This is a genomic window from Streptomyces sp. NPDC003034, assembly GCF_053591375.1.
This window is the reverse complement of the sequence record NZ_JBSFTS010000003.1, coordinates 358,199-384,698: the sequence shown is the minus strand read 5'-3', so window position 1 is coordinate 384,698 and position 26,500 is coordinate 358,199. Positions and strand designations below refer to the sequence as shown.

21 protein-coding genes and 2 pseudogenes are annotated in these 26,500 nt (G+C 73.2%); 14 read left to right on the top strand and 9 right to left on the bottom strand.

The window, feature by feature from the left end:
• Positions 1 to 92: 92 nt before the first annotated feature.
• Positions 93 to 929, bottom strand: a complete 837-nt coding sequence (locus ACWDX7_RS06260; protein WP_451488339.1) for a class II fructose-bisphosphate aldolase — start codon at positions 927 to 929, stop codon at positions 93 to 95.
• Positions 926 to 1,828, bottom strand: a complete 903-nt coding sequence (locus tag ACWDX7_RS06255) for an SIS domain-containing protein (RefSeq protein ID WP_451488338.1) — start codon at positions 1,826 to 1,828, stop codon at positions 926 to 928. The genes ACWDX7_RS06260 and ACWDX7_RS06255 overlap by 4 nt, the downstream gene beginning before the upstream one ends.
• A gap of 195 nt (positions 1,829 to 2,023) precedes the next feature.
• On the opposite strand from ACWDX7_RS06255, the gene ACWDX7_RS06250 reads away from it, so the two are divergent.
• Positions 2,024 to 2,803 carry a DeoR/GlpR family DNA-binding transcription regulator gene (locus tag ACWDX7_RS06250; RefSeq protein WP_451488403.1) on the top strand — a complete coding sequence of 260 codons (780 nt, stop codon included), beginning with the start codon at positions 2,024 to 2,026 and terminating at the stop codon, positions 2,801 to 2,803.
• Positions 2,804 to 2,868: 65 nt separating this feature from the next.
• Here ACWDX7_RS06250 and ACWDX7_RS06245 read toward each other — a convergent pair whose 3' ends face one another.
• The 3 genes from ACWDX7_RS06245 to tdh all read right to left on the bottom strand — a co-directional run bounded on the left by ACWDX7_RS06245 (position 2,869) and on the right by tdh (position 6,162).
• The gene (locus ACWDX7_RS06245) at positions 2,869 to 3,786 is read right to left on the bottom strand and encodes a LysR family transcriptional regulator (RefSeq protein ID WP_451488337.1); all 918 of its coding nucleotides are present in this window, start codon (positions 3,784 to 3,786) and stop codon (positions 2,869 to 2,871) included.
• Between the two features lie 12 nt (positions 3,787 to 3,798).
• Positions 3,799 to 5,001 (bottom strand): glycine C-acetyltransferase, encoded by a 1,203-nt coding sequence (locus ACWDX7_RS06240; protein ID WP_451488336.1) that lies wholly within the window; start codon positions 4,999 to 5,001, stop codon positions 3,799 to 3,801.
• A gap of 132 nt (positions 5,002 to 5,133) precedes the next feature.
• Positions 5,134 to 6,162, bottom strand: a complete 1,029-nt coding sequence (gene tdh, locus ACWDX7_RS06235) for an L-threonine 3-dehydrogenase (RefSeq protein WP_451488335.1) — start codon at positions 6,160 to 6,162, stop codon at positions 5,134 to 5,136.
• Between the two features lie 187 nt (positions 6,163 to 6,349).
• Here tdh and ACWDX7_RS06230 point away from each other — a divergent pair, with 187 nt between their 5' ends.
• Both ACWDX7_RS06230 and ACWDX7_RS06225 read left to right on the top strand, forming a co-directional pair.
• Positions 6,350 to 7,258 carry an alpha/beta hydrolase fold domain-containing protein gene (locus ACWDX7_RS06230; RefSeq protein WP_451488334.1) on the top strand — a complete coding sequence of 303 codons (909 nt, stop codon included), beginning with the start codon at positions 6,350 to 6,352 and terminating at the stop codon, positions 7,256 to 7,258.
• Between the two features lie 121 nt (positions 7,259 to 7,379).
• Entirely contained in the window at positions 7,380 to 9,563 is a 2,184-nt protein-coding gene (locus ACWDX7_RS06225; RefSeq protein ID WP_451488333.1) for a SpoIIE family protein phosphatase, read from the top strand.
• A 12-nt stretch (positions 9,564 to 9,575) separates the two neighbouring features.
• On the opposite strand, the gene ACWDX7_RS06220 is transcribed toward ACWDX7_RS06225, so the two are convergent.
• Entirely contained in the window at positions 9,576 to 11,369 is a 1,794-nt protein-coding gene (locus ACWDX7_RS06220) for a glycoside hydrolase family 15 protein (RefSeq protein ID WP_451488332.1), read from the bottom strand.
• A 107-nt stretch (positions 11,370 to 11,476) separates the two neighbouring features.
• Positions 11,477 to 12,031 carry a DoxX family protein gene (locus ACWDX7_RS06215; protein WP_451488331.1) on the bottom strand — a complete coding sequence of 185 codons (555 nt, stop codon included), beginning with the start codon at positions 12,029 to 12,031 and terminating at the stop codon, positions 11,477 to 11,479.
• 117 nt (positions 12,032 to 12,148) lie between these two features.
• On the opposite strand from ACWDX7_RS06215, the gene ACWDX7_RS06210 reads away from it, so the two are divergent.
• The gene (locus ACWDX7_RS06210) at positions 12,149 to 12,613 is read left to right on the top strand and encodes a MarR family winged helix-turn-helix transcriptional regulator (RefSeq protein WP_451488330.1); all 465 of its coding nucleotides are present in this window, start codon (positions 12,149 to 12,151) and stop codon (positions 12,611 to 12,613) included.
• A gap of 142 nt (positions 12,614 to 12,755) precedes the next feature.
• The gene (locus ACWDX7_RS06205; RefSeq protein ID WP_451488329.1) at positions 12,756 to 13,061 is read left to right on the top strand and encodes a DUF1232 domain-containing protein; all 306 of its coding nucleotides are present in this window, start codon (positions 12,756 to 12,758) and stop codon (positions 13,059 to 13,061) included.
• 110 nt (positions 13,062 to 13,171) lie between these two features.
• Here ACWDX7_RS06205 and ACWDX7_RS06200 read toward each other — a convergent pair whose 3' ends face one another.
• A complete protein-coding gene (locus ACWDX7_RS06200) occupies positions 13,172 to 13,807 on the bottom strand; it encodes an alpha-ketoglutarate-dependent dioxygenase AlkB (RefSeq protein ID WP_451488328.1) in 636 nt (211 codons plus the stop codon).
• A 284-nt stretch (positions 13,808 to 14,091) separates the two neighbouring features.
• On the opposite strand from ACWDX7_RS06200, the gene ACWDX7_RS06195 reads away from it, so the two are divergent.
• The 8 genes and pseudogenes from ACWDX7_RS06195 (at position 14,092) to ACWDX7_RS06160 (ending at position 23,789) form a co-directional block, all read left to right on the top strand.
• Positions 14,092 to 15,345: a serine hydrolase domain-containing protein gene (locus ACWDX7_RS06195; protein ID WP_451488327.1), complete on the top strand. Its 1,254-nt coding sequence runs from the start codon at positions 14,092 to 14,094 to the stop codon at positions 15,343 to 15,345.
• A 186-nt stretch (positions 15,346 to 15,531) separates the two neighbouring features.
• A complete protein-coding gene (locus tag ACWDX7_RS06190; protein ID WP_451488326.1) occupies positions 15,532 to 18,606 on the top strand; it encodes an AfsR/SARP family transcriptional regulator in 3,075 nt (1,024 codons plus the stop codon).
• 168 nt (positions 18,607 to 18,774) lie between these two features.
• Positions 18,775 to 19,440 (top strand): response regulator transcription factor, encoded by a 666-nt coding sequence (locus tag ACWDX7_RS06185; protein ID WP_451488325.1) that lies wholly within the window; start codon positions 18,775 to 18,777, stop codon positions 19,438 to 19,440.
• A 199-nt stretch (positions 19,441 to 19,639) separates the two neighbouring features.
• Positions 19,640 to 20,293 carry a DUF4255 domain-containing protein gene (locus ACWDX7_RS06180; protein ID WP_451488324.1) on the top strand — a complete coding sequence of 218 codons (654 nt, stop codon included), beginning with the start codon at positions 19,640 to 19,642 and terminating at the stop codon, positions 20,291 to 20,293.
• Positions 20,286 to 22,385: an ATP-binding protein gene (locus ACWDX7_RS06175; RefSeq protein WP_451488323.1), complete on the top strand. Its 2,100-nt coding sequence runs from the start codon at positions 20,286 to 20,288 to the stop codon at positions 22,383 to 22,385. The genes ACWDX7_RS06180 and ACWDX7_RS06175 overlap by 8 nt, the downstream gene beginning before the upstream one ends.
• A 491-nt stretch (positions 22,386 to 22,876) precedes the next feature.
• A pseudogene (locus ACWDX7_RS06170) lies at positions 22,877 to 23,227 on the top strand (replication initiator); the annotation flags it as partial.
• On the top strand, positions 23,224 to 23,562 hold the full coding sequence (locus ACWDX7_RS06165; RefSeq protein WP_451488322.1) for a replication initiator: 339 nt from the start codon (positions 23,224 to 23,226) through the stop codon (positions 23,560 to 23,562). The pseudogene ACWDX7_RS06170 and the gene ACWDX7_RS06165, both read left to right, overlap by 4 nt.
• Positions 23,562 to 23,789 carry a helix-turn-helix domain-containing protein gene (locus ACWDX7_RS06160; RefSeq protein ID WP_451488321.1) on the top strand — a complete coding sequence of 76 codons (228 nt, stop codon included), beginning with the start codon at positions 23,562 to 23,564 and terminating at the stop codon, positions 23,787 to 23,789. The genes ACWDX7_RS06165 and ACWDX7_RS06160 overlap by 1 nt, the downstream gene beginning before the upstream one ends.
• 5 nt (positions 23,790 to 23,794) lie before the next feature.
• On the opposite strand, the gene ACWDX7_RS06155 is transcribed toward ACWDX7_RS06160, so the two are convergent.
• On the bottom strand, positions 23,795 to 24,988 hold the full coding sequence (locus ACWDX7_RS06155; protein ID WP_451488320.1) for an IS110 family transposase: 1,194 nt from the start codon (positions 24,986 to 24,988) through the stop codon (positions 23,795 to 23,797).
• Between the two features lie 230 nt (positions 24,989 to 25,218).
• Here ACWDX7_RS06155 and ACWDX7_RS06150 point away from each other — a divergent pair.
• Positions 25,219 to 26,463, top strand: a pseudogene (locus tag ACWDX7_RS06150) (tyrosine-type recombinase/integrase).
• The last annotated feature ends 37 nt before the right edge of the window (positions 26,464 to 26,500 follow it).

Sequence of the window (26,500 nt, the reverse complement as noted above, 5' to 3'; positions counted from 1 at the left end):
GCCCCTCCGGGATTCTGACGGTCCATCCGGTCGCTGTGGTGGCGGCGGTCAGATTAGAACCTGTTACAAGAATCCGGAAGGGCCCGGGCTGGTCAGTTCAAGGCCCTGATCATCGCTTCGGCCGTCGCCGCCATCGCCGTACGGGCGGCCGTGAGGTACGGCCTAGGGTCCGCCGGGGTCAGGTGGGTGCGGATGGCTTCGGTCATGGCCACGTTCAGGGCGGTGCCGATGTTGACCTTGCGGATGCCGCCCGCGACGGCCGCCGCGAGCTCGCCGTCCGGCAGCCCGGAGGAGCCGTGCAGGACGAGCGGTACGTCCACCGTCTTGGCCAGCCGCGCCAGGAGCGCGTGGTCCAGGGAGGCCGTCCGGCTGGTCATCGCGTGGCTGCTGCCGATGGCGACGGCCAGCGCGTCGACCCCGGAGTCGGCGACGAACCGCCGCGCCTCGTCGGGATCCGTACGGGCTCCCGGCGCGTGCGGATCCAGGGGCGCGGCGCCGTTCTTGCCGCCCACCTCGCCCAGCTCCGCTTCGATCCACAGGCCGTTGGCGTGCGCCCAGTCGGCGGCGGAGCGGGTCGTCTCCAGGTTCTCGGCGTACGGAAGGTGCGCGGCGTCGTACATCACCGAGCTGTAGCCGGCGTCGCAGGCCCGGCGCAGCAGCTCGGAGCTCTTGACGTGGTCCAGGTGCAGGCCGACCGGGACCGCGGCGGCCTCGGCGCAGGCGGCGGCCGCCCGGGAGATGGGCAGCAGCCGTCCGGCGCGGAACTTCACGGCGTTCTCGCTGAGTTGCAGGATGACCGGCAGGCCGGCTGCCTCGGCCCCGGCCACGACGGCCTCGGCGTGTTCCAGCGTGATGATGTTGAAGGCGGCGACGGCGCGGCCCGCGACGGCCGCCTCCCGCACGAGCGGGCCGGCGGGGACGAGGCTCATCGGCATGCCTCCTCGCCCGCCGTGAGGATCACGGAGCGGGTCAGGTTCCGCGGCGCGTCCGGATCCAGCTCCTGGTGGGCGGCGACGGCGACGGCCAGCCGGTGCACCCGGACCAGCTCGGCGAGCGGGTCGAGCCGTCCGGCCACCCACTGGGCGCCGGCGCCCCGTACCTGTTCGGCCAGTCCGTCGGGGGCCTCGTCCAGCGACCAGGTGACCGTCCCGGGCCCGGTGACGCTGATGGGCCCGTGCCGGTACTCCATCGCCGGATAGGCCTCGGCCCAGGAGAGCGAGGCCTCCCGCATCTTGAGCGCGGCCTCGTTCGCCAGGCCGACGCTCCAGCCCCGGCCGAGGAAGGTGAACTGCCCGCGGCTCTCCAGCTCCGCGGGCAGCGGCTCGGTGAGCGCCGTGCGGGCGTCGGCCACCGCCTGCGCGGTGTGGCGCCCGACGTGGGCACGCAGCAGGGTCAGGGCCGTCGTCGCGAACCGGGTCTGCACGACGGAGCGTTCATCGGCGAAGTCGAGTACGACGGCCTCGTCGGCGAGGGTCATCACCGGGGTCGCCGGGTCGCCGATGACCGCGGTCGTCGGCGTGCCCGCGTCCCGGAGCCCCGCCAGCAGGTCGAGCACCTCGGTCGTGGTGCCTGACCGGGTCAGGGCGACGACGCGGTCGTAGCGGCGGTGGCGCGGGAACTCGGAGGCGGGGAAGGCGTCGGTCTCGCCTTGCCCGGCCTCCTCGCGCAGTACGGCGGCAGCCTGGGCCATGTAGTAGGAGGTCCCGCAGCCGACGATCGCGGTACGCTCCCCCGGCCGCGGCAGCACCGCCCGCCGCGCCGGGGCCAGTTCGGCGGCCCGCTCCCAGCATTCCGGCTGGGTGCCCAGCTCGTGCGCGACGTGACTCATACAGGCTCCCTGGTGCAGCGGCGGATGGGACTGGATGCGGTATGCGTTGCGTTTGCGTTTTCCTGCACGGTATCGGGCTGTTTCACGCAACTTCAAGCATCAACAGACCCATCCCTTGAGTTAATGTCGGCGCGTAGGCCGACCGCGAGGCGTGGGCCGGCGGAGAACAGGGTGAGCACCGAAGGGGGGCGGGCGGTGACCCGCAAGGAGCGCTGGCAGAGCCTGCTGGATCTGCTGGTCGAGCGCGGGGAACTGGAGGTGGAACCGGCGGCGGAGGCCCTCGGGGTGTCCGCCGCCACCATCCGCCGCGACCTCGACCAGCTCGCCGAGCAGCAGCTGCTGGTCCGCACGCGCGGCGGAGCGGTGCTGCACGGGGTCTCGTACGAACTCCCCCTGCGCTACCGCACCTCGCGCCGCGCCGCCGAGAAGGGCCGCATCAGCGAGGCGGTGGCGGCTCTGATCACCCCGGGCGAGGTGGTCGGGCTGACGGGCGGCACCACGACCACCGAGGTGGCGCGGGCCCTGGCCGGGCGGCCGGACCTGGCCTCGGGCTCACCGGCGCTGACCGTGGTGACCAACGCCCTCAACATCGCGGGCGAGCTGGTCATCCGGCCCCAGTTCAAGATCGTGCTGACGGGCGGTGTCGCCCGGCCCCAGTCCTACGAGCTGACGGGCCCCTTCGCGGAGGAGGTGCTCGGGCAACTGACCGTGGACACGGCGGTGGTCGGCGTGGACGGCTTCGATCCGGTGGACGGCGCGGCGACCCGCCACGAGGACGAGGCGTCGGTCAACCGCCTGCTGTGCGAACGGGCCCGCCGCGTGGTGATCGCGGCCGACTCCAGCAAGCTCGGCGTGCGCGCCTTCGCCCGGATCTGCGCGACGTCGTCCGTGGACGTCCTGGTCACGGACACGGGCCTGCCCACGGCCGTCGCCCGGGAGTTCAGCGCGGCGGGCGTGGAGGTCGTACGGGTGTGACCCGGCCCGGCGGGGCGCTGCCGACGCTCAGCGGCCTGGCAGGCGTTCAGCGGACCGGCAGGCGCTCAGTGAGCCGGCAGGCGCTCCGACTCGCGGACCAGGGCGGCCAGGACCGGGGCGATCAGCGGGTGGGATTCGGCTCCGCGGCGGGTGGCGGCGAAAACGCGCCGGGTGGCGGCGGCCGGGCCGGCGACCGGGCGGACCTGGACCTCCTTGAGGTCCATGCCGCGCAGCGCCGAACGCGGCACCAGCGCCACCCCCGCCCCCGCGCCGACCAGCGCCGTCACGGCGCGGAAGTCGTCGGAGGAGTGGGCGAACCGGGGCTGGAAGCCGGCGAGTTCGCACGCCAGTAGCGTGACGTCATGGCACGGGTTGCCGGGGTACTGGCCCACCCAGTCCGAGTCCGACAGGTCCGCCAGCGACACCGTGGGCAGGTCGGCCAGCGGGTGGCCGGCGGGCAGGACCGCGTCGAAGGGTTCCGCGTACAGGGGGAGGACCGAGAGCCGGCCGTCGCCCGCACCCGGCGCACCGCGGTACTCGACCGCCAGGGCGACGTCGGCTTCGCCGTCGAGCAGCAGCGGCACGCTCTGGTCGCCCTCGGCGTCCCGCACCCGCAGCCGGATCCCCGGATGCTGCGACTGCAACCGGGCGATGGCCGGAGCCAGTACCTCCGCGATCCCCGTGGCGAAGGCGGCCACCGTGACCACGCCCGCCGAGCCACCCGCGTACGCGGCGAGTTCGGCCTCCGCGCGCTCCAGCTGCGCGAACACCTCGTGGGCGTGCCCGACCAGGATCTCGCCGGCGGCCGTCAGCCGTACGCCCCGCCCGCTGCGGGACAGCAGCGCGTGGCCCGTCTCCTGTTCCAGCGCCGCGAGCTGCTGGGAGACGGCGGAGGGGGTCAGGTACAGGGCTGCGGCCGCGGCGGTCACCGTACGGTGGTCCGCCACGGCCCGCAGGATGCGCAGCCGGCGGGGGTCGATCACCCTTCCATTGTCTCAGCCCGCGCGGACACCGAGCGCCGCACGGGCGTCGACGAAGGCGGCGACCGCGCGCTCCACGTCGGCCGTCGAGTGCGCGGCGGAGAGCTGGACGCGGATGCGCGCCGCGCCGAGCGGCACCACCGGGTAGGAGAAGCCGATCACGTACACGCCGCGCTCCAGCAGCAGCTCCGCCATCTTGGCCGCCTCCGCCGCGTCGCCGATCATCACGGGGGCGATGGCGTGGTCGCCGGGCAGGATCTCGAAGCCGGCCTCGGTCATCTTCGTACGGAAGAGCGAGGTGTTGGCGGCGAGGCGGTCGCGCAGGTCGTCGGCCGACTCCAGCAGGTCCAGGACCTTGAGGGAGGCCGCCGCGATGACGGGCGCGAGGGAGTTGGAGAAGAGGTACGGGCGCGAGCGCTGGCGCAGGAGCTCCACGATCTCGGCGCGCGCCGCGACGTATCCGCCGGACGCGCCGCCGAGCGCCTTGCCGAGCGTGCCGGTGATGATGTCGACGCGGTCCATGACCCCGTGCAGTTCCGGCGTCCCGCGCCCGCCGGGGCCGACGAAACCGACGGCGTGCGAGTCGTCGACCATGACCATGGCGTCGTAGCGCTCCGCCAGGTCGCAGATCTCCGCGAGGGGCGCCACGTAGCCGTCCATGGAGAAGACGCCGTCGGTGACGATCAGGCGGCGCCGGGCGTCCTGCGCCTCCTTGAGCCGGGTTTCGAGCTCGCCCAGGTCGCGGTTGGCGTAGCGGTAGCGGCGGGCCTTGGAGAGGCGGATGCCGTCGATGATCGAGGCGTGGTTGAGGGCGTCGGAGATCACCGCGTCCTCGGCGCCGAGGAGGGTCTCGAAGACACCGCCGTTGGCGTCGAAGCAGGAGGAGTAGAGGATGGTGTCCTCCTGGCCGAGGAACGCGGACAGCCGCGCCTCCAGCTCCTTGTGCACTTCCTGCGTACCGCAGATGAAGCGGACCGAAGCCATGCCGTAGCCCCAGCGGTCCAGCGCGTCCTTGGCGGCGGCGACCACCTCGGGGTGGTCGGCCAGGCCCAGGTAGTTGTTGGCGCAGAAGTTGAGGACCTCGCCCGGGGCGCCGCCCGAGGTGACCGCGACGGCGGCGTTCTGCGGGGTGCCGATGACGCGCTCGGGCTTGTGCAGGCCTGCGGCGCGGATCTCGTCGAGGGTGGTGCGGAGGTCGTCGCGGACGGACTCGAACATGGTGCGTACTCCTTGTGCGGAGGCGGAGGGCGGAGGGCGGACGGAACATGGGCGGTGGGGGCGGGCTCCTGGGAGGGGAGGGCAGGTACCTGGGCGCGGGCAGGGGCCCGGGGCCCGTGCGGCTCCGCGGTCCTACGTCGTCCAGTCCAGGATGATCTTGCCGCTGCGGGCGGTCGACGCCTCGTCGAAGGCCGCCTCGAACTCCGTGTGCGCATACCGCCCGGTGATGACGGGACTGAGGTCGAGGCCGCCCTCCAGCAGCACCGTCATGGCGTACCAGGTCTCGAACATCTCACGCCCGTAGATGCCCTTGATGGTGATCATCGAGGTGACGACCTTCGCCCAGTCCACCGGGAACTCCTGCGCGGGCAGGCCCAGCATGGCGATCCGCCCGCCGTGCGTCATGTTGTCGATCATGTCTCGCATGGCCTCGGCGCGGCCGGACATCTCCAGCCCGATGTCGAAGCCCTCCCGCAGGCCGAGCCGCGTCTGCGCCTCGGCGATGGAGGACTCGGCGACGTTCACCGCGAGCGTGGCCCCCGCCTTGCGGGCGATCTCCAGCCGCTCGGGGCTGACGTCGGTGATGACGACGCTCCGGGCGCCGGCGTGCCGGGCCACGGCCGCCGCCATGATCCCGATCGGGCCGGCTCCGGTGATCAGCACGTCTTCCCCGACCAGCGGGAAGGAGAGCGCCGTGTGCACGGCGTTGCCGAACGGGTCGAAGATCGCCGCCACGTCCAGGTCCACCGCGGTCCGGTGCACCCATACGTTCTGCGCGGGCAGGACCACGTACTCGGCGAAGGCGCCGTCACGCCCCACACCGAGCCCGACCGTGCTGCGGCACAGGTGGCGGCGCCCGGCGAGGCAGTTGCGGCACCTCCCGCACACCAGGTGGCCCTCGCCGCTGACCAGGGCGCCGATCTCGATGTCGCGCACGTCCGCGCCGAGCGCCGCGACCTCACCGACGAACTCGTGTCCCAGGACGAGCGGGGTCTTGACCGCTCCCTGCGCCCAGCCGTCCCAGGCACGGATGTGCAGGTCCGTTCCGCAGATGCCGGTGCGCAGCACCTTGATCAGCACATCGCCGGGGCCGTAGTCGGGCTCGGGGACGTCCATGAGCCACAGGCCGGGCTCGGCCTTGTGCTTGACGAGTGCCTTCATGGGGTGGCTCCAGGCGTGCGGAAGGGTGGTGCGGCGAGCGCGCGGGCGCGCGCGACGTCCATGTCGGGCACCAATCTGCCGAGCCGCGGGTGATCAGTCCATCGAGACTTTCTTAAGCGGGTCGACAGCGCAGCTTCACGCCTATGCTCCTCAGGTGATGGGGCAGGGGAACGGGGAGGTGGGGGGCGTGCCGAGTCTGCGCAGCAGGGCGCTGTCGGTGGCGCTGTTCGCGGCGGGACGGCGAAGACGGTTCGCGAGCGCCGAGGCGGTACGGAGCCGAGTGGCGCAGTCCGCGCGGCGCCCCGCGTCGCATCTGCCGCCGCGCTCGCTGCGGCGGGTGGCCGACGTCTCGCGGACCTTCGTCGGGGCCTGGCCGGTCTACGACGTGTCGCCGCGCGGGACGGAGCCGACCGCCCAGGTGCTCTACGTGCACGGCGGCGGTTACGTCGGCGAACTGGTGCGGCCGCACTGGGCTCTGATCCGGACCCTGGTCACGCAGGCCCGGGCGCGGGTCGTCGTACCCGCCTACGTCCTCGCCCCGCGCGGGACCGCCGACCGGACGGTCCCGGTCGCCGCCGACCTGCTCAGCGGCCTGATCGCGAGCGGCGGCGCGGGCGGCACGGTGCTCATCGGGGACTGCGCCGGTGCCGGGATGGCGCTGGCGGCCGCCCAGCGGCTGCGCGACCGCAGCGGGGCCCAACCGTCGCGCATCGTGCTGCTGTCGCCCTGGCTGGACGTGACGATGAGCCATCCGGACCAGGTGGCGATCGCGGCGGGTGATCCGGTGCTGGCCCGCCCCGGACTGCTGGAGGCCGGGCGTCTGTACGCCGGCACCCTGGCCGCCGACGATCCCCTGGTGAGCCCGCTGCGCGGGTCCTTCGAGGGGCTGGCGCCGCTGACGGTGTTCACCGGGACCCGGGACGTGCTGAGCACGGACAGCCGGGAACTGCTGCGGCGAGCCCGCGCGGCGGGGCTGGAGGTGGAGTTCCACGAGGCGGACGGGCTGCCGCACGGGTACCCGCTGCTGCCGGTGGCGGAGGGGCGGGCGGCGCGGGAGCGGATCGTGGAGCTGATCCGGGCGGCGGCGTACCTCTGACCGGCCTGGCCGGGCCGCCACCGGGCCGGAAGCGGCTGCGGCAGCGGGCGGGCCGGAAGCGGCCGGGTGGCAGCGGGCGGGTCGGAAGCGGCCGGCTGGCAGCGGGCGGGTCGCCGCCGGGATGCAGGCCCTGCCGCCCCGGGCGCATCCTTACGGTGTGACGGCGAGACCGGACAGGGACGGCCCCGCCCGGGACGCCTCGGCCCAGGCGCTCGCGCGGGCGGCGGCCGATGCGGTGGCAGCCGTCGACGGGTACGCGGGCGGGGTCTACCTGCGCTCCGGCACCGAGCAGCTGCTCCGGCTGGCGGTGCTCACCGGGCTGCCCTCGCAGCTGTTCCGCCCCTGGTGGCGGATCCACGTGAACCGGCCGTACCCGGTCGCCGAGGCCTTCCGCTCCCTCCAGGCCGTCCACCTGCCCGACGCGGAGGCGGCCATGAGGCGCTTCCCGCAGCTGATGGCCGGGCTGCCGTTCCCCTTCGCCTCGCTATACGAGCCGGTGGCCGCCGGACCGGAACGGTTCGGCGTGCTGATGGTGCTGCGCGAGGCGACCCCCGGGGCCACTGTCGGCGCCCTCGACCGAGAGCGGATGCGCGAGGCCGCCGACCGGCTGGCGCAGGAGCTGGCCGCGCTCACGGCGGCGGGCGACGCGGTGGTGTGGGACGGCGCCCCGGTGGAGGTGCCGCCGCCCGCCCCGGCCGCGGACGCGCGGGCGGCCCTGGACCGCCTCGCGCAGGCGGTGCTGTCCGTGGACCGGCAGGGCAGGATCGGTTTCGTCAACGCCGCCGCGCAGGACCTGCTGGGCCTCGACGGGCACCGGGTAGTGGGCCAGACCGTGTGGGAGTCGCTGCCCTGGCTCGCGCATCCCGCCTACGAGGACCACTTCCGGGCCGTTTTCATGTCCACCGAGCCGGTTCACTTCTCGGCCTGTCGTGGGCGCCACCCGCCCTCGGGCTGGCTCTCGGTGGGCCTGCACCCGGGCAGGGACGGGGTGACCGTCACGATCGGCGCCACCGAGGAGCCCGCCTACGCGCCCGCGTCGGTGGCCCAACCGGGCGGCGGCCTGGGCTCGCCCGCCGACCGCGCCACCGCGCTGTACCGGCCGGTCGCCCTCGCCATCGCGCTGACCGAGGCGGTCACGGCCCGCCAGGTGTCGGCGGTGGTCACGGAGGAGCTGCTGCCCGCCTTCGGCGGCCGGCAGCTGGCGATCTACGTGCTGGACGAGCGGCATCTGCACCTCGCCTGGGAGACGGGTTTCCCGCAGGGCTTCCTCGACCAGTTCGACGGTGTCTCCCTGGAAACCCGCCTGCCGGGTGTCGAGACGCTGACCTCCGGCCGGCCGCTGTTCTTCGAGTCGATGGAACATCTCGCCGCGGCCTACCCGGGCATCCCGCTGGACGCCCATCTCGGGGCTCGCGCCTTCCTGCCGCTGATCGCCTCCGGCCGGCCGGTCGGCTCGTGCATCCTCGGCTTCGACGCGCCCCGCGGATTCAGCCCGGAGGAGCGTACGGTGCTGACCGCACTGGCCGGGCTCATCGCGCAGGCCCTGCAGCGGGCCCGGCGCTACGACAGCGAGGCGAAGCTGGCGCGCGGGCTCCAGGCGGGCCTGCTGCCGCACCGCCTGCCGGTACGCGAGCACGTGGACACGGTGGCCCGCTACCTGCCCGGCACGCTCGGCATGGACGTCGGCGGCGACTGGTACGACGTCGTGGAGACGAGCGGCGGGCTGCTCGCCCTGGTCATCGGGGACGTCCAGGGCCACGGGGTGGCCGCCGCGGCGACCATGGGCCAACTCCGCAGCGCCGTACGGGCCTTCGCGCTCAGCGGCAGCAGCCCCGAACAGGTCATGAGCGGCACCAACCAGTTGCTCATCGACCTGGACCCGGGCCAGTTCGCCAGTTGCTGCTACGTGCTGCTCGACCCGCTGTCGGGCGACGCGCAGGCCGTCCGGGCCGGACACCCCCAGCCGCTGCTGCGCCACCCCGACGGCCGGACCGAGGTGATGGACCTGCCGGGCGGGGTGGTGCTCGGCATCGACCCGGACGCCGTCTACCCCGTCACGGAGCTGCGGCTGACGAAGGGCTCCGTACTCGCCTTGTACACGGACGGGCTGGTCGAGGAGGCGGGCGCGGACATCGACCGGGGGGTCGAGCGGCTGCGGGTGGCTCTGGCGGCGGCCCGTCCGAGGCCGCTGACGGAGATGGCCGACCGGCTGATCAGCGAGGCGGGCAGCGCCGCCGACCGGCCGGACGACATCGCCCTGCTCCTGGCCTCCCGTACCGCCGCGCCGGGCGGCCGGACCCCGTAGCACCCGGACGGGTCAGGCCCCCTCCGGGCCCGCGCCCAGGGTGAGGGCGGTGTTCACGAGCCCGATGTGGCTGAACGCCTGGGGGAAGTTGCCGAGCTGGCGGCCCGCGACGGGGTCGTACTCCTCCGCGAGCAGTCCCACGTCGTTGCGCACCTCCAGCAGCCGCTCGAAGAGCTCCCGGGCCTCCTTGACCCGTCCCGTCAGGTGCAGGGCGTCGGCCAGCCAGAACGAACAGGCCAGGAAGGCGCCTTCGTCACCGGGGAGTCCGTCGACGGACGCGCCTTCGGTGCTGTAGCGGCGGACGAGTCCGCTGCTGCCGAGCTCCGCGCGCACCGCGTCGACGGTGCCGACGACGCGCGGGTCGTCGGGCGGCAGGAATCCGACGCGCGGGATGAGCAGGGTCGCCGCGTCGAGCTCGCGCGAGCCGTAGTACTGGGTGAAGGTGTTGCGTTCGGGGTCGTACCCCTTCTCGCACACCTCGCGGTGGACCTCGTCCCTCATGGCCCGCCAGCGCCCGACGTCACCGGGCAGGTCGGGATCGGCTTCGAGGGTGCGCACGGCGCGGTCGGCGGCGACCCACGCCATGACCTTCGAGTGCACGAAGTGGCGGCGCGGGCCGCGCACTTCCCACAGCCCCTCGTCCGGGCGGCGCCAGTTGCGCTCCAGGAAGTCGAGGAGCGCGAGCTGGATCCGCCAGGCGTGGTGCTCGGCAATGAGGCCGGTGTTCCTGGCCAGGTGGAGGGAGTCGATGACCTCCCCGTACACGTCGAGCTGGAGCTGGTGGACGGCCGCGTTGCCGATCCTGACCGGGGCGGAGGAGGCGTAGCCGCGCAGCCACGGCAGCTCGGTCTCGGGGATCCGCCGCTCGCCGGCGATCCCGTACATGATCTGCAGGTCGGCGGGTTCGCCGGCGACGGCGCGCAGCAGCCACGCCCGCCAGGCGCGGGCCTCTTCGAGGAAGCCGGTGGCGAGGAGGGAGCCGAGGGTGAGGGTGGAGTCGCGCAGCCAGCAGTAGCGGTAGTCCCAGTTGCGGACCCCGCCGATCTCCTCGGGCAGGGAGGTGGTGGCCGCGGCGACGATGCCGCCCGTCGGGGCGTACGTGAGGGCCTTGAGGGTGATCAGGGAGCGGGTCACCGCCTCCCGGTAGGGGCCCTCGTAGCGGCACTGGGAGGCCCACGCGCGCCAGTCGGCGACGCTCTGCTCCAGTGCCGCGTACGGGTCGATGGGAGCGGGGCGCGGTTCGTGCGAGGGGTGCCAGGTCAGGACGAAGGCGACGCGCTGCCCGGCTGCGACGGTGAATTCGGAGCGGGTGCTGTTGGCCTCGCCCCAGGTGTGGACGGGCGGTTCGCTGCGGAACCACGTGGAGTCGGGCCCGGCGACGGCCACGCGCTCGCCGTCGCTGCGGCGGACCCAGGGGACGATGTGGCCGTAGTCGAACCGCAGGCGCAGGGTGCTGCGTACGGTGACCTCGCCGGTCAGGCCCTCGACGATCCTGACGACATCGGGCGCGACGTCGCGTTGCGGCATGAAGTCGGTGACCTTGACGGTGCCGTGGGCCGTCTCCCAGTACGACTCCAGGACCAGCGAGCCGTCGACGTAGGCGCGGCGGGTGCAGGGCTGGGCGTCCGCGGCCTCGGCGGGGGCGATGCGCCAGTGGCCGTTCTCCTCGTCGCCGAGGAGGGCGGCGAAGCAGGCCGCGGAGTCGAAGCGCGGGAGGCACAGCCAGTCGATTGACCCGTCGCGGCCGACCAGTCCACTCGTCATCAGGTCGCCGATGAGTGCGTAGTCTTCGATGGGTTGTGTCATTCGTGCGCTCTTCCCCGAATGCCCCGAGCCAATCAGCCGGGGACCGATCAGCCAGGACCGATCAGCGTGGCCCGGTCAGCGCGGCCCGGGGCGCCCGGCAGCGGGCTTCAGCTCCGGACGAGGAGCAGGACGACGCCGAGCACGACGCCGAGGGCGAGTGCGAAGGCTCCGTGGGCCAGTCGGTGGCCGCGCAGCACGGGCAGGAAGCGGTCGACGGCGTACCGGCCGGGGCCGGTGAGGGCGAGGGCCGCGGCGCCGGTGGCCAGGAGCAGTTCGTACTCGATGCCCTCGGGGGCGAAGAAGGCGCCGAGTCCGTGGACGGCGATGGCGTTGATCATGGTGCCGACGAGGGCGGCGCCGGCCAGCGGGGTGAGCACGCCGAGGGCGAGGCCGAGACCGCCCAGGGTCTCGGTCAGGCCGGCGAGTACGGCCATGGCGTCGCCCGCCGGGTAGCCGCTGGCGGTGAAGAAGCGGCCGGTGCCGCTGATGCCACCGCCTCCGAACCAGCCGAAGAGCTTCTGCGTGCCGTGCGCTGCCATGGTCAGGCCGAGGACGAGGCGCAGGAGCAGCAGGCCGGTGTCGTGGCCGGGGGTGGAGGGAGAGAGCTGGACGGCCGGTGCGGCGGCCTGCGGCTGCGTCGAAGTGACGAAGGGGCTGGTCATGGGGGGATCCTTCCGGTCGGGCGGCCCGAGGAGCAGGGAGATTGGTTCGAATTCGAACCGCCGGCCTCGACCCTAGCCGAGTGATTCAAATTCGAACAACCCGTGTACTCTGAAACCATGGCTGAGACGAGATGGCTGGACGAGCGGGAGATGCGTGCGTGGAGCGGCTTCCTGGCGGCGTCGGCTCTGGTGAACCGCTGCCTCGACCAGCAGCTCAAGGACGATTCCGGACTCTCGCACCCGCAGTACGAGATCCTCGTCAGGCTCGCCGCGGCTCCCGGGCGGGAGCTGCGGATGACCGAGCTCGCGAATGGCCTGATCAACTCCAAGAGCGGTCTGACCTACCAGATCACCCAGATGGAGAAGGCCGGGCTCGTCCGCCGCCGCAGCTGCCCCTCGGACGTGCGCGGAGTCTTCGCGGTCCTCACCGACGCCGGCAGCGCCCGGCTGGACGAGGCGGCGCCGGGGCACGTGGCCACGGTCCGCAGCGTCCTCATCGACGTGCTGACGCCCGAGCAGCTCGACGCGCTCGCCGATGGCTTGGGCGAGGTCAGCCGGCGGCTGCGCGAGCGGGCCGCCTGAGCGGCGCGGCCGCGAGGCGGGGTACGCGGGGCGGGGTACGCGAGGCCGGGCGCGGCCGTGGGGTACGCGGCGCGGCGTGCGGGTATTAGGGGTGCGGTAACGGGATGCGGTCCGGGCGAGTACAGGGGGAGGGTGAAGCGCGATGGACGGAAAGGCCTGGCTCACGGTGGCCGTGATCGTCGCCCTCGGGCTGGCGATCACCGCGGCGGTGTTGCTCGTACGGGTCTTGCGGGCCCGACGGCTGCTGCTCGACGCGGGTGTGCCCCTGCGCGACAAGGCGCTCTTCTGGGTGGCCGTGGCCTACACCGTCTCACCGGTGGACCTGATCCCGGATCCGGTCTATCTCGATGACATCGGCGTGCTGCTGCTGGCGCTGCGGTCACTGCACGCGGCCGCGGCGGCGGCCGGGACGACGGTGCGGCCCGCGAAGGAGCCCGGCAGGGTCTGACGGCGCGGCGTGACGGCGCGGACGGGTAGCCGCGGACGGGGAGGACTCGTAGGCGAGCCCCGGACGTCCCACGCCGATCAGGTGCGATCACCGAACGGCTCAGGATCAGGTCAGAGGACGCCGCGAGGGCGGAACTGGACGCTGATGCGGGGTCCGACGGCCCGCGCCGACTTCGGTACGGCGTGCTCCATGGTCCGCTGGCAGGAGCCGCCCATCACCACGAGGTCCCCGTGCCCCAGCGGCAGGCGCAGCAGGGTGGCACCGCCGTCCCGGGGCCGGAACGCCAGATCGCGCGGGTCGCCGACGGAGACGATCGCGACCATGGTGTCCTCGGTCGAGGAACGGCCCGTACGATCGCCATGCCAGGCCACGCTGTCGCGGCCGTCGCGGTAGAGGCACAGCCCCGCGGTGACGAATTCCTCACCGAGTTCGGGGGCGTACAACCCGTTGAGCGCGTCGCGGGCCTCGTCGAGCGAGGGATGCGGCAGGGCCTCCCCCTCGCCGTACAAGGCCAGCAGGCGCGGCACGTCCACTTCGCGCTCGTACATCTTCCGCCGCTCGGCGCGCCACGGCACATCGGCCGCGAGCCGCTCGAACAGCGCGTCGGAGCCGGCCACCCATCCGGGGAGGTGGTCGACCCACGCGCCGGCGCCCAGGTCGGTGCGCCGGATGCCCGTGAGGGGCCCGAGCCGGATCTCGTCGCCCTGGTCGAAGAGGGATCCCTGGAGGTTTTGGGCTGCGTACATGCTTCCAGCGTAACCCCACCACTCGAACGTGCGCGCGAATAACCGGCGCCCCCTGGATGCCCGCCGACGGCTCGGCCGCGGCGGCCACCGGGCCCGGGCGGATCGGCCGCCAACCGGGCCCGCCTCCATTCGGGGGCCGCTCCGAAGGGCGCGCGCGCCGTCCCCCCGCGCCCGGTTCCGCCTCCGTAGGCTCGCGTCGCTCCGCCCGCGCCAACTGAGCGCGCCGGGCGGTGGATCCGCCGTCCGTGCCCCCGTCCGCGTAACCGAACACGTCGAGGAACCACGTGCACCTCTCCCCGAACCGACGCCGTCTCTCCCTCGGCGCCGCCCTGCTCACCGTGCTCGCCGGCGTGGCGCCGGTGACCATGGTCCCGGCCGCCCACGCCGCCGGGACGGCGCGGAATTCCGCGCTCAACAGCCACCCGGCGCCGGACGTCGACGCCCTCGTCCAGGCACTGCGCGATACGACCGGCAGTGGTGCGCCCGGCGCCATGGCGCTCTTCACGGGCCCGGGCGGCTCCCGGACGGCGGCCGTGGGCGTACGCGACAAGAGCACCGGCTCGGCCATGGATCCGCGGGCCCGCTTCCGGATCGGCAGCGTCACGAAGACGTTCTCCACCGTCGTGCTGTTGCAGTTGGTGGCCGAGGGCCGCATGCGGCTGGACACGCCGGTCAACCACTACCTGCCCGACCTGCTGCCCGACGACCGGATCACGGTGCGCCACCTGCTGCGCCACAGGAGCGGGCTGGCGGACTACACGGAAGCCATGTTCGCGCGCACCGTTCCCGGATTCGAGGCGGTCCGCACGAGGGTGTTCAGCTACCGGGAGCTCGTCGCCCTCTCGCTCAAAGAGCCGCGGACGACGGAGCCGGGCGCGGCGTACAAGTACTCGAACACCAATTTCGTCGTGGTCGGCATGCTCATCGAAAAGGCCACCGGAAACCCGGTGGCCGTGGAGTACGACCGCCGCATCATCAAGCCGCTGGGCCTGCGCAACACCTCCTACGTCCATCCCGCGACCGGCATCGGCGGGCTGCACGCACGCGGCTACCTCCATCCGGACGAGGCCGGAGCGCCCCTGGTCGACTCCACCGAGCAGACGGCGTCGTGGGCGCAGTCCGCCGGGGCGATCATCTCGGACCCGGCCGATCTGAACACCTTCACCTCCGCGCTGCTCAGAGGCAGGCTGCTCACCTCCCGCATGCTGGACGCCATGCTCACCACGAGCCCGACCGACGCCGCGGGCACCCGCTTCTACGGCCTGGGACTGCGCCGCTACAAGCTCTCCTGCGGCACGTCGGTGTACGGCCACACGGGCACGGTGCAAGGTTTCTACACCTACGCGTTCGCCTCCCGTGACGGCCGCCGCAGTCTGGCCGCCATGGCGAACACCTCGAACAGGGGCGCGGCCAACACCGCGCTCGGCGGGACGCTCGAAGCCGCCTTCTGCGGTAAGCCGTCCGGCGGGGCCGCCACCCCACGCGGTTTCGCCGTCGCCCCGGCCGAAGCCGACCTGCCGGAGCAGGGCGCACGCTGAGCCGACGGGCGCTGAGCCGACGGGCGCTGAGCCGGCGGGCGCCAGGACGGCGTACGCCAGGGCGGGCGGCCGCGCTGGCCGGAAGCAGACGATCCCTTTGCTCGCGTCTGTGAAGATCATCCCTCCGGGGTTCAGCATTCACCGCGGATCCCCGAGGGATGCGCGTTTCACCGCAGAGAGGCCGCCTTGAGCACTTCCGCAATACCGTACTTCTCTCTGCTCGGGCCGGTGCAGGCCTGGCAGGGCGAGGAGCCGCTCGCGCTGGGGCCGCCGCAGCAGCGCTTGCTCCTGGCCATGCTCCTGGTGCGGCGGCCGGGGGTCAGCGAGCTGGACGAGCTGATCGACGGGATGTGGGGCGAGGAGAGTCCGAGGACGGCGGCGGGCACGGTCCGCTCGTACGTGTACCGGCTGCGCCAGGTGGTGGGGCCGTGCCTCGCCACCGAGGGGCGGGGGTACACGCTCGGCGTGGCGGACGGGGCGGTGGACCTGACCGTCTTCGAGGCCGAGGTGACCCGGGCCCGCGCACGGGTGGCCGCCGGGGACCTCGGCAGCGGGGCCGAGCTCCTGGAGAGCGCTCTGCGCCGGTGGCGCGGGGTGCCGCTGGCCGGGCTGCCGGGCCCCTTCGCCCGGATCCAGCGGGAGCGGCTGGCCGAGCTGCGGCTGTCCGTACTGCTGGAGCGGCTGGAGCTGGACCTGGCACGGGGGCGGCACGCCCAGCTGGTCCCGGAGCTGTCCATGCTGTGCGCGGAACATCCTCGGCACGAGGGGCTGCGGAGCCTGCGGTCCACGGCCCTGGAGCGGGCCGGGCGGCCGGCCGCGGCCCGGGCGGCGACCGTCTCACCGGCGGAACAGGGCGGGGGCGGGGTGCCGGACGGCGGGACGGGTGACGGGTCCTCGGACGGCGGGACGGGTGACGGGTCCTCGGACGGCGGGACGGGCGGCGGGATGGGTGGCGGGATGGGTGGCGGATCTGGCGCTGGAACGGGCAGCGGATCCGGTTACGGGCCGGGCCGCGAGCCCGGCGGCGGCTCGGGCGGCGGATCCGGCGGCGGATCCGGCGGCGCGGCCCGAGGGGCCGACGGAGGCAGGGCCACCGTACGAGGTCCGCAGGCGCCCCACGACGCCGGACCGGCGCCATTCGGGGCCACCACACTGCCGACCCCCGCCCAACTCCCGTACACCACCAGCGATTTCACCGCCCGCGACCATGCCACGCAGGACCTTCTGCGCGTCCTGCGCCCCAACGGCGCCGAGACGGTGGTCATCTCCGCCGTCGGCGGGATCGGCGGTGTCGGCAAGACCACCCTCGCCCTGCATGCCGCGCACCGGCTGCGCGAACACTTCCCCGACGGGCAGCTCTACGCCAACCTCCGCGGCGTACGGGAGGATCCGGCGCGACCCGAAGGCGTGCTCGCCTCCTTCCTGCGAGCCCTCGGCGTCCTGGACTCCGCGATTCCGGAGAACGGCGAGGAGCGCGCCGCCCTGTACCGCTCCCGGCTGGCCGGCCGGCGCGTCCTGCTCGTACTCGACGACGCCCGCGACATCGCGCAGATCGAACCGCTGCTGCCCGGATCCTCCGCCTGCGCCGTCCTGGTGACCAGCCGCAGCACCCTGCCCGAGCTCCCCGCCGCGCTGCGCATCCGGCTCGACGTCCTGGCGCCCGCCGATGCCGTCACCCTGCTCGGCCGGATCCTCGGCGAGGCACGGATCGCGGCCGAGCCCGCCGAGGCCACCGCCCTCGCCGAGCTGTGCGGGGGGCTGCCGCTGGCGCTGCGGATCGCCGCTTCCCGGCTGGCCACCCGGCCGGGCTGGTCCCTGGCCGCGTTCCTGGGGCTGCTGGAGGGCCGGCGCTCGCCCTTCTCCGCCACGGCGGGCGGGGAGGACGGGGTGGAGGCATGCTTCCGGCTGAGTTACGAGCTGCTGGACGAGGACGAGGCCCGGCTGTTCCGGCTCCTGGCGGTGCCCGAACAGGAGGACGCGGAGGTCGCGGACGCGGCGGCGCTGGCCGGGCTGCCGCACGCGCGGGCCGAGGAGTGCCTGGAACGGATGACCGGGCTGGGGCTCCTGGAATCGCCCGCTCCGGGCCGGTACCGCTTCCACGACCTGCTGCGGGCCTTCGCCCGCGCCCGGTCGGCGCGGGAGGACGGTCCCCGGGAGCAGGCCGCGGCGCTGGCCCGGCTGTGCGACCACTTCCTGGCATCGGCCCGCAACGCGTACGCCGTCGAGCGTCCCGGCCATCCGGTGGCCCGCCTGCTCGTCCCGACGGTCTCGGCGGGCACCGCGGTCTTTGAACCAGGGCAGGGGCAGCGTCTGTTCACGGCGCGGCACCAGTCCGTCCTGGCGGTCGCGGTGCAGACGGTCCGGGCCGATCCGTCGTCCGTGGTGCTCGCGGCCGACCTCGTACTCGCCCTCGACCCGGTGCTCGACGGCTCGTTCCTCTGGAACGCGATGGTGGAGCCCGCCCGTCTGATGCTGCGGCTCGCACGCGAACAGACGCGGGTCCGGGCGGCAGGCCGTCTGGGATACATGCTGGGCGGGGCGCTGTACCAGCTCGCCGAACTGGACGAGGCCGAGCAGGTGCTGCGCGAGGCGGAGCGCGATGCGCGGCTCTCGCAGGACGTGGCAGTCCTGACGGAGATCCGCAACTGCCAGGGCCTGGTCTGGTTCGCCCGGGGCGACAGCGAACGGGCCCTGACACTGCAGCGGCAGGCCGTCGAGACCGGTGAGCGGTGCGGCAACGACTGGGGCGCCGGCAACGCGCGCACCTGCTGCGCCGTCTCCCTGGCGGCGGCCGGGCGGCTCGACGAGGCGGCCGAGCAGGGCCACACCAGCCTGGCTTCCGCGCGGGCGGCGGGAGACCCCTTCCGGCAGATCTACGCCCTGTACGCGCTGGGCGGCATCGCCCGGATGCGGGGGCGGCCCGACGAGGGCATCGCGGGTCTGCGGGAGGGGGCGGAGCTGGCGGCGCGTCATCACTACTCCGCCCTGCAGTTGTTCCACGTCCTGGAGGAGACCTTCTGCCACCTGGCGGCGGACCGGCCCCGGGACGCGGCGCTCTTGGGCGAACGGTGCCTGGAGCTGGCGCGTACCAAGGGCTGGCTGTTCGCGGAGGCCCGCGCCCGGCGGCTGCTCGGCACGGCCCTGGCGGCCCTCGGCGAGCGCGACTCCGCGCGGGAGCACCTGACGCGGGCCATCGCCCTCCTCGAACCGCTCCGGCCACCCGAGGCAGCGCAGGCGCGCGCCGTACTGGACACCCTCTAGGGGGGCGAGCGGGGCCTCGCCGGGAGGTGGGGCCTTCCGGGTGCGGGGCCTTCCGGGAGGCGGGGCCCGAGTGCCGGGCCGGGGCACCCATCGATCACCTACCCGCTGTTGATCGCGCTGCGCCACCGTGTGCCGAGCAACATCGTCCAGGGGGAAGGGAGAGCGCGCATGCCGGCGCCGAACAACCGCATCACCGTGACCATCCACGCCGCCGATCCGCTCAGCCGGGCCGGGGTCGTCAGCCATCTTCAGCACAAGCCGACCGTCGAGGTGGTGTCGCGGTCCCGGGAGCGCGACGGGCTCGTGCCCGCCGCGACCGTGGCCGTGATGCTGATCGACCGGATCGACGAGGAGTCCGCCGCCGAACTGCGCCGGTTGTTGCGCGGCGGGGAGCAGCGGGTGGTGCTCATCGCGGGCGAGTTGCGCGAGCCGGATCTGCTCACGGTGGTGGAGTACGGCGTACGGGCCATCGTGTGGCGCCATCAGGCCACCGAGGAGACGCTGGTCAAGGCCGTGCGGCAGGCCGCGCACGGGGAGGGGGTGCTGCCGCCGGACCTGATCAGCCGCGTGCTCGGCCAGGTGGGCCGGCTGCGCCGGTCGCAGACCGCGGCGGCCTGTTCGGGGGCGGGAGGCGTTCCGATGTTCGGCATGGCGCCGCGCGAGACGGATGTGCTGCGGCTGCTCGCGGAGGGGCTGGACACCCGGCAGGTTTCCGAGAAGCTCGCCTACTCCGAGCGGACCGTCAAGAACATCCTGCACGCGTTGATGACCCGGCTCCAGCTCAGCAACCGGGCCCACGCCGTGGCGTACGCGCTGCGCGAGGGCTACATCTGACGGGCTCCACGGGGTCTCGGGGCCACGGGGTCTCGGGCTCCGCGGGGCCACGGACACGGGGGCACCCGCTGCCACACCCGCCCCTCCTGCCACATCCGCCACTTCTGCCACACCTGACGCTCGCGCCACGCATGCGGGCAGCCTGCCGCTTTCCGTCGGGCCCGCGCGGGCTCCGGCCGTACCGAGGACACCACATCACATGATCCACGAGATCGACGAGGCACTGCGCAGCCTGCTGCGCCGCGGCGCGCTGCCCGAGGGGACGGGCGAGATCGCCCTCGAAGCCCCCACCCGGGAGTGGGCGGCCCGGCGCAACACCCCGACGCTCAACGCGTACTTGTACGACATCCGCGAGGACGTGTCCCGCCGGGAGCGGGGCCCGTACACGGAGCGGGACGAGAGCGGGATCGTCCGGCGCCGGCGGCAGCCACCGCGCTGGTTCCGGCTCTCCTACCTGCTCACCGCGTGGACGGCCCGGCCCGAGGACGAGCACCGCATGCTGTCCGCGGCGCTCGCCGCGCTGCTGCCCCACGAGGCTCTGCCGGAGGAGGCGGTCCCGAGCTCCCTTTGGGCACACCGGGCGGTGATCGCGCTGACGGTGGGCGTTCCGCCCGCCGAGTCGCGTTCGCTGGCGGAGGTCTGGTCGGCGCTCGGCGGCGAGCTCAAGCCCTCGCTCGATGTCGTGATCACCCTTCCGTTCCCGGTCACGCCCACCTACCCGGTGGGGCCGCCGGTCACCGAAGGCGCGGTGGTCACCGTACGGGGTACATCGGGTGCACCGGACGATTCCCGGCCGCGCATGCACCGTACGGCGCTGCACCGTACGGCGTCGCGCGGGAGGACCGGTGAGTGAGGCGGGGCACGTTCTGCTGGGGCGGCTGGCGGCGCTGCGGGCGGTGGCGACCGAGCTGGTCGCCCGGCGCTCGGCGGACGATCCGACGGCGCGCGATCCCCTGCGCGGGCTGTACGTGTCCCACGAGACGGCCCTGCGCGTGGGAGCCGGCGCGGGGCCGTTGCCGGACTCGGCCGCGTCCGACCCGGTGGAGGCGGCGCCGGACCCCGTTGGCGGGCCGGACGCGTACGGAGCGCCGGACCGACTGGCCGCGCTTGTACGGGACTTCGGCCTGTCGGCGTTGGATCTGCGGATCCTGCTGGCGGCCCTGGCCCCGGACGTGGACCGCGGCTTCGAGCCGCTCTACGCGTACTTGAACGACGACGTGGGGCGGCGCCGGGCCTCGGTGGCGCTCGCCCTTGAGCTCGCCGGGAGCGGCCCCCACCTGCCGCAGGCACGGGGCCGCTTCCACGCCTCGGCGCCCTTGATCGCGGGCGGCCTGCTCGCGCTGGAGGACGAGGACCGGCCGCTCCCGGGGCGGGCGTTGCGGGTCCCGGAGCGGGTCGTGGCCCACCTACTGGGCGATGACGGCCTCGACGAGGAGCTGTGCCGGGCGGGGGTCACCCTGTTGGCTCCCGTACCGGATGCGCCGGACCTTCCCCTTGCGAGCCCCACGGATCCGGCCGGTCCGGCGGCCCTGCTGGGGCGGTCGCGGCGGCCCGTCACCGTTTACCTGCGGGAGGGGCGCGGCGGGGGTTCTGCCTTCCCCGTGGTCAGGGCGCTGCGGGCGGCGGGCCGGGCGGTGCTGCTGTACCGGCCGGGGGACGGGGATCCGGGGATCGGGCCAGCCCTGCGGCGCGAGGCCCGGCTGCGCGGATCCGGGACGGCGGTGGTGGTCACCGCTCTGCCTCCGGACCCGGGCAGGCTGATCTCCTCGCTCGCCGCCCCCGACATCACCTCGGTCTTCGCGGGTCACGAGCACTGCGATCCGGACTGGGCGGCGGGGGCGGCGGGCGTCTGCCTGCTCGCTCTGGAGGCTCCGGCTGCGGTTCCCGGGAGCGGCGGCGGGGGTGGGGACGAGGCCCGGGGCGGCGCGTCCACCGACCTCTGGCGTGCGCAGCTGCCGGGCTTCGAGGGCGATGTGGCCGACGCCGTCGCCTCGTACCGGCTCGGCGAGGAGCAGATCGGGGCGGTGGCGCGGAGCGCCCGGGAGCTCGCCGCCTTGGAAGGCGTCGCGCTGGATGCGCGGCACGTACGCCTCACCGCGCGCCGGCTGTCGGCGCCGCTGCTCGGCCGGCATGCCCGACAGGTCCGGCCGGCGGTCGGCTTCGCCGACCTGGTGCTGCCGGAGTCGCCCCGCTCCCAGTTGGTCGAACTGGTCGGGCGGGCCCGCTACCGGGACGTGGTGCTCGGCGACTGGAGACTGCGGACCGGCGGCGGACGCGGCCGGGGGGTCGTGGCCCTGTTCGCCGGGGAATCCGGCACCGGGAAGACCCTCGCGGCGGAGGTCGTGGCGGGCGAACTGGGCCTGGACCTCTACGTGGTGGACCTCTCCTCGCTGGTCGACAAATACGTCGGCGAGACCGAGAAGAACCTCGAACGGATCTTCACGGAGGCGGACCGCACCGACGCGGTACTCCTCTTCGACGAAGCGGACGCCGTATTCGGCAAGCGCTCGCGGGTGCAGGGCGCGAACGACCGGTACGCGAACCTGGAGAGCGCGTACCTGCTGCAGCGGCTGGAGTCCTTCGACGGCATCGCCGTCCTCACCACCAACCTGCGGGCCAACGTGGACGAGGCCTTCACCCGACGGCTGGACCTGGTGGTCGACTTCCCCTTCCCCGACGCCGAACTGCGCGCGAGCCTGTGGCGCGGCGCTCTGGCCGGAGCCCCGACCGAGCCGGGCATCGAGGCTGAACTGACCCGGTGCGCGGCGGAGTTCGAACTCGCCGGCGGATCCATCCGCTCGGCGGCCCTCACCGCGTGCTACGCGGCCCGCGTCCGCGGCGACGGCCCGGTAACCCCCGCGGACATCCGCGAGGGAGCCCACCGCGAATACACCAAGTCCGGCCGCCTCCCCCCACCCCCCACGGGGTCCTGGTCCCCCCAGTGACCTGGTCCAGAACCCGCCACGTACGACGCATCCCATCGCCTGATCAAGCCACGACGAGTATCCGGGTGTGAGCAAGCGGGGCTGCGCAAGCAGCCACTCGTGCACGGCCGGCACTTCGTTGAGCGGTGACCTTGCCACATATCTCGCCGCCCGCGAGGCGTGCTTCGGCAACCGCTATTCTCGTCAACCTGGGCCGCTCTGCCACCCCAGGGCGCATCGGCAGTACGCGGTACCGGCTCCCCTGCCTTAAATCTGCGGCTCCGCCCAACGCGAGGACGACAGCATCGGCCCATGAGGCTAGGCAAAGGTGAGACGACGTCGCGACCCACGGCCGGGGCGGGCCGCGGGCTGGTCTTCGCTACACCAACTGGCAGACCTCTCAACCCTGCGACCTCACACGCCGCTGCAGCGGCTTCTGCGGCTTCCGCGTACGGGGCCGGACTCCGGCGCCACGCCATCATCCGGCTCGACGGCCCCAACGGCAGCACCCAGCCTCACCTCCGTCCGCCACGGTCACCCTGCTCGCCGCTGCCATCCGAGCTGCTACCACCCGCGTCCGTGTAACCGTCGTGTCGGACGCGATCGGGGAACGCGAAATCGCCGCCTTCGGCACCGACGCCGAACTGACCGACCAGGCCGTCGCCGCCTACGTGGCCAAGTACGCCACCAAGTCCGCAGACGCCTCCGGCACCCTCGACCGTGCCTTGTACTGCCGCCGCTGCCAGGGACGCGGCGCCACCCTCCTGCCCCACGGAACCGGCTTCCATGCACCGCCTGCAAGGGCACCGGACAGGCCCGGCCCCCGCCTCGGCTCGCGGTCGCCCGTCACGTGCGGCAGATGATCCGCACCTGCTGGGAGCTGGGCAAGCTGCCGGAGTTCGCTGGCCTCAAGCTCTGGAAGTGGGCGCACATGCTCGGCTTCCGCGGCCACTTCTCCACCAAGTCCCGCTGCTACTCCGTCACCCTCGGCGCGCTCCGCGACGCCCGCCGCGCCTGGCGCACCGAACAGGATCGCCTCCACGCCGACCTTCCCGACCTCGACCCGACGACCACCCTCGTCGTCGGCCACTGGGCCTACCAGGGCTCGGGCTACAGCCCCGGCGCGGCACTCCTCGCCGCCGCTGTCTGGCACAGACGAGAGCTGGAACGACAGTTCGCGGCAGAAGGCGGCTGCTGATGGCCACGCACCAGCCCACTGAGCTCCACCACGGGCCGGGCGCGACGGAGGAACTGCTGACGGTCCCCCAAGTCATGGCCCGCCTCCAGCTCGGCCGCTCCGCTGTCTACGACCTGCTCCGGATGCAGCGGCTTGCCTCGATCACTCTCGGCCGCGCCCGCCGCATCCCCTCCCAGGCACTCACCGACTTCATCCACGCCCGCCTCGACCAGGAAGCTTCCCAATGATGTTGTCAAGCAGCAGCCGTGACTGGCGGTGTGGGTTCGTAGCACCGTTGGTCACGGAGCATGGCCCACAGGACGTTGACCCGGCGCCGGGCGAGGGCCAGTACGGCCTGGGTGTGCCGTTTCCCCTCGGCACGCTTGCGCTGGTAGAAGCGCCTGGATTCGTCGCACCAGCGGATGCTGTTCAACGCCGAGTAGAAGAAGACGCGTTGCAGCCCGCGGTGGTATCGCTTCGGCCGATGCAGGTTGCCGCTGACGCGGCCGGAGTCTCTGGGGGCCGGCGCGAGTCCGGCCATGCCGGCCAGACGGCCCGGAGTGCCGAAGTAGTCCATGTCACCGCCGGTGACGGCAAGGAACTCAGCTCCCAGCAGAGGACCAATGCCAGGCAGGCTCGCGACTATTTCGGCGCTCGGGTGCTGGCGAAACCGGCCCTCGATGAGCTTGTCGACCTCGGCGACCTTCTCGTTGAGGGCGAGCACCTCCTTCGCCAGGGTGTGGACCATCTGCGCGGTGATCTTCTCACCGGGCAGAGCCGTGTGCTGGGCCGAGGCGGCCTCGACGGCGGCGCGGGCGACGGTGTCGGCTCCACGGACTTTGCGGTTGACCAGCCACCGCTCCAGACGCTTGACACCGGTGCGGCGCAGGGCGGCCGGGGTCTGGTAGCCGGTCAGCAGGACCAAGGCGCCTTTGTGATTGACGTAGTCGAAGGCCCGCTCCAGCGCCGGGAAGATGCCCAGCAGCTGTTCGCGGAGACGGTTGACAGTGCGGGTGCGGTCGGCAACCAGATCGGCCCGTCGAGCGGTGAGAGTCTTGAGTTCGGTCGTGATCTCGTCCCCCGGACGGATCGGGTGCAGGTCACGGCGCATCCGGGCCTGGTCCGCAATGATCGCGGCGTCCCGGGCGTGCGTCTTGCCCTCGCCCCGGTAGCCACTGGAGGCCCGGTTCACCGCACGGCCGGAGAGGTAGAGCACGGATTGACCGTGGTCGAGCAGGAGCGTCAGCAGCAGGGCCGCCCCGCCGTCGACCAGATCCATCGCCCAGGTGACCTCGTCGCCCAGGTCCAGGACCTCGCCGAGCAGCGCGAGCAACTCGGTCTCGTCGTTGGCGACACGCCGGGACAACAGCCGCCGGCCTTCCTCGTCAATCACCACGCAGTGGTGGTGTCCCTTGCCGATGTCCGTACCGGCCCAGATGCGGCCCATTGTGCCTCCGGTTCCTTGATGAACATGTCCCGCAGACGACCTCGCTGGCGTGGCCCTACACAGCGATCGAATCGCGCATCCCAATCAGCAGCCGAGTCGTCGCGGAGTGCCGGGCGGCCAAGCCTCCAGAGCCATCGAGGGCACCGCCCGATCAGCCACACCCGGCACTCCTGGGTGAGCCAACCCTACGAATGGCTCGCTCAGCCCAAGCAGGAAGGTAGGGCCGCCTGATGACCGCGCCCCGCGAAGCTGTCCCCTCCCGCCGCGTCCGCGCCAACGGCGACGGGACCGTCTACCAGCGCAAGGACGGACACTAGGAAGCCGCCGGCTACGTCCTCGCCCCCGGCAACACCCGCAAGCGCATCCACGTCTGCGGCACCACCCGCAAAGACGCACTGGCCAAGCTCACCGAGAAGATCGCCTCCAGCAACCGCGGCGTCCCCGTTCCCTCCGCACAGGGCAGCGTGGCCGCGTACCTGACATATTGGCTGGAGAACGTCGCCGTCCACCACCTCCGCGAGAACACCCACACCGGCTACACCACCTGCGTCAACCGCTACCTCATCCCCGGCCTCGGCAAGAAGAAGCTCACCAAGCTCACCGCCAAGGACATCCGCACCTGGCTCAATCAGCTCCGCACCACCTGCCAGTGCTGCACGCGCGGCATCGACGCCCAGCGCGACCAGCCCCGCTGCTGTGCCGCCGGCCTGTGCTGCCACAAGCTGCTCTCCCCGCTGACGCTCACCTACATCCACTCCGTGCTCAAGTCCGCCCTGGAGCATGCCGTCCGCGAGGAAGAGATCCCGCGCAACGTCGCTCGCAACGTCCGCACCGGCACCTCACGGCCCCGGCGCTTCGAACCCCTCACCGCCAACGAAGCCCGCCAGCTCCTCACCACCGCCCAAGGCCACCGGCTGCACGCCCTGTTCGAACTCGCCCTCCACACCGGACTCCGCAAGGGCGAACTCCTCGGCCTGCACTGGGAAGACCTCGACCTCGACGCTGGTACTGCCGCCATCCGCCGTACCTTGCAGCGCACCAGCACGGGCGGACTCACCACGCTGCCCACCAAGACCCGGACCTCCGAACGCCGCATCGCCCTCAACGCCCGCTGCGTCCAGTCGCTGAAACTCCACCACGAACAGCAGCAGCGTGAGCGCGAGGCAGCAGGCACCGCGTGGCAGCACAGCGGGCACGTGTTCACCACTGCGCAGGGCGGATCGATCGACCCGACCAACCTCACCCGCGCCTTCACCACGCTCCTCCGCAAGGCCGGCCTCCGCCGCATCCGCTTCCACGACCTCCGGCACTCGACCGCCACCCTGCTCCTGGAACAGGGCATCGAACTCGTCGTGATCAAGGAACTCCTCGGTCACGCCCACATCGGCGTCACCGCCACCGTCTACGCCCACGTCCGACTCCGCCTCCAGCGCGATGCCATCGACCTCCTCGGCCGCGCCCTCGACCACCCCTGACATACGTACCGCAACGGCGGCGGACACCAGGTGTCCG

What these genes read in the sequence shown, in the direction of transcription:
- ACWDX7_RS06260 (WP_451488339.1), bottom strand. Translation starts at nt 929, where the DNA reads ATGAGCCTCGTCCCCGCCGGCCCGCTCGTGCGGGAGGCGGCCGTCGCG.
- ACWDX7_RS06255 (WP_451488338.1), bottom strand. Translation starts at nt 1,828, where the DNA reads ATGAGTCACGTCGCGCACGAGCTGGGCACCCAGCCGGAATGCTGGGAG.
- ACWDX7_RS06240 (WP_451488336.1), bottom strand. Translation starts at nt 5,001, where the DNA reads ATGTTCGAGTCCGTCCGCGACGACCTCCGCACCACCCTCGACGAGATC.
- tdh (WP_451488335.1), bottom strand. Translation starts at nt 6,162, where the DNA reads ATGAAGGCACTCGTCAAGCACAAGGCCGAGCCCGGCCTGTGGCTCATG.
- ACWDX7_RS06225 (WP_451488333.1), top strand. Translation starts at nt 7,380, where the DNA reads ATGCAGGCCCTGCCGCCCCGGGCGCATCCTTACGGTGTGACGGCGAGA.
- ACWDX7_RS06220 (WP_451488332.1), bottom strand. Translation starts at nt 11,369, where the DNA reads ATGACACAACCCATCGAAGACTACGCACTCATCGGCGACCTGATGACG.
- ACWDX7_RS06215 (WP_451488331.1), bottom strand. Translation starts at nt 12,031, where the DNA reads ATGACCAGCCCCTTCGTCACTTCGACGCAGCCGCAGGCCGCCGCACCG.
- ACWDX7_RS06210 (WP_451488330.1), top strand. Translation starts at nt 12,149, where the DNA reads ATGGCTGAGACGAGATGGCTGGACGAGCGGGAGATGCGTGCGTGGAGC.
- ACWDX7_RS06205 (WP_451488329.1), top strand. Translation starts at nt 12,756, where the DNA reads ATGGACGGAAAGGCCTGGCTCACGGTGGCCGTGATCGTCGCCCTCGGG.
- ACWDX7_RS06200 (WP_451488328.1), bottom strand. Translation starts at nt 13,807, where the DNA reads ATGTACGCAGCCCAAAACCTCCAGGGATCCCTCTTCGACCAGGGCGAC.
- ACWDX7_RS06185 (WP_451488325.1), top strand. Translation starts at nt 18,775, where the DNA reads ATGCCGGCGCCGAACAACCGCATCACCGTGACCATCCACGCCGCCGAT.
- ACWDX7_RS06180 (WP_451488324.1), top strand. Translation starts at nt 19,640, where the DNA reads ATGATCCACGAGATCGACGAGGCACTGCGCAGCCTGCTGCGCCGCGGC.
- ACWDX7_RS06165 (WP_451488322.1), top strand. Translation starts at nt 23,224, where the DNA reads ATGATCCGCACCTGCTGGGAGCTGGGCAAGCTGCCGGAGTTCGCTGGC.
- ACWDX7_RS06160 (WP_451488321.1), top strand. Translation starts at nt 23,562, where the DNA reads ATGGCCACGCACCAGCCCACTGAGCTCCACCACGGGCCGGGCGCGACG.
- ACWDX7_RS06155 (WP_451488320.1), bottom strand. Translation starts at nt 24,988, where the DNA reads ATGGGCCGCATCTGGGCCGGTACGGACATCGGCAAGGGACACCACCAC.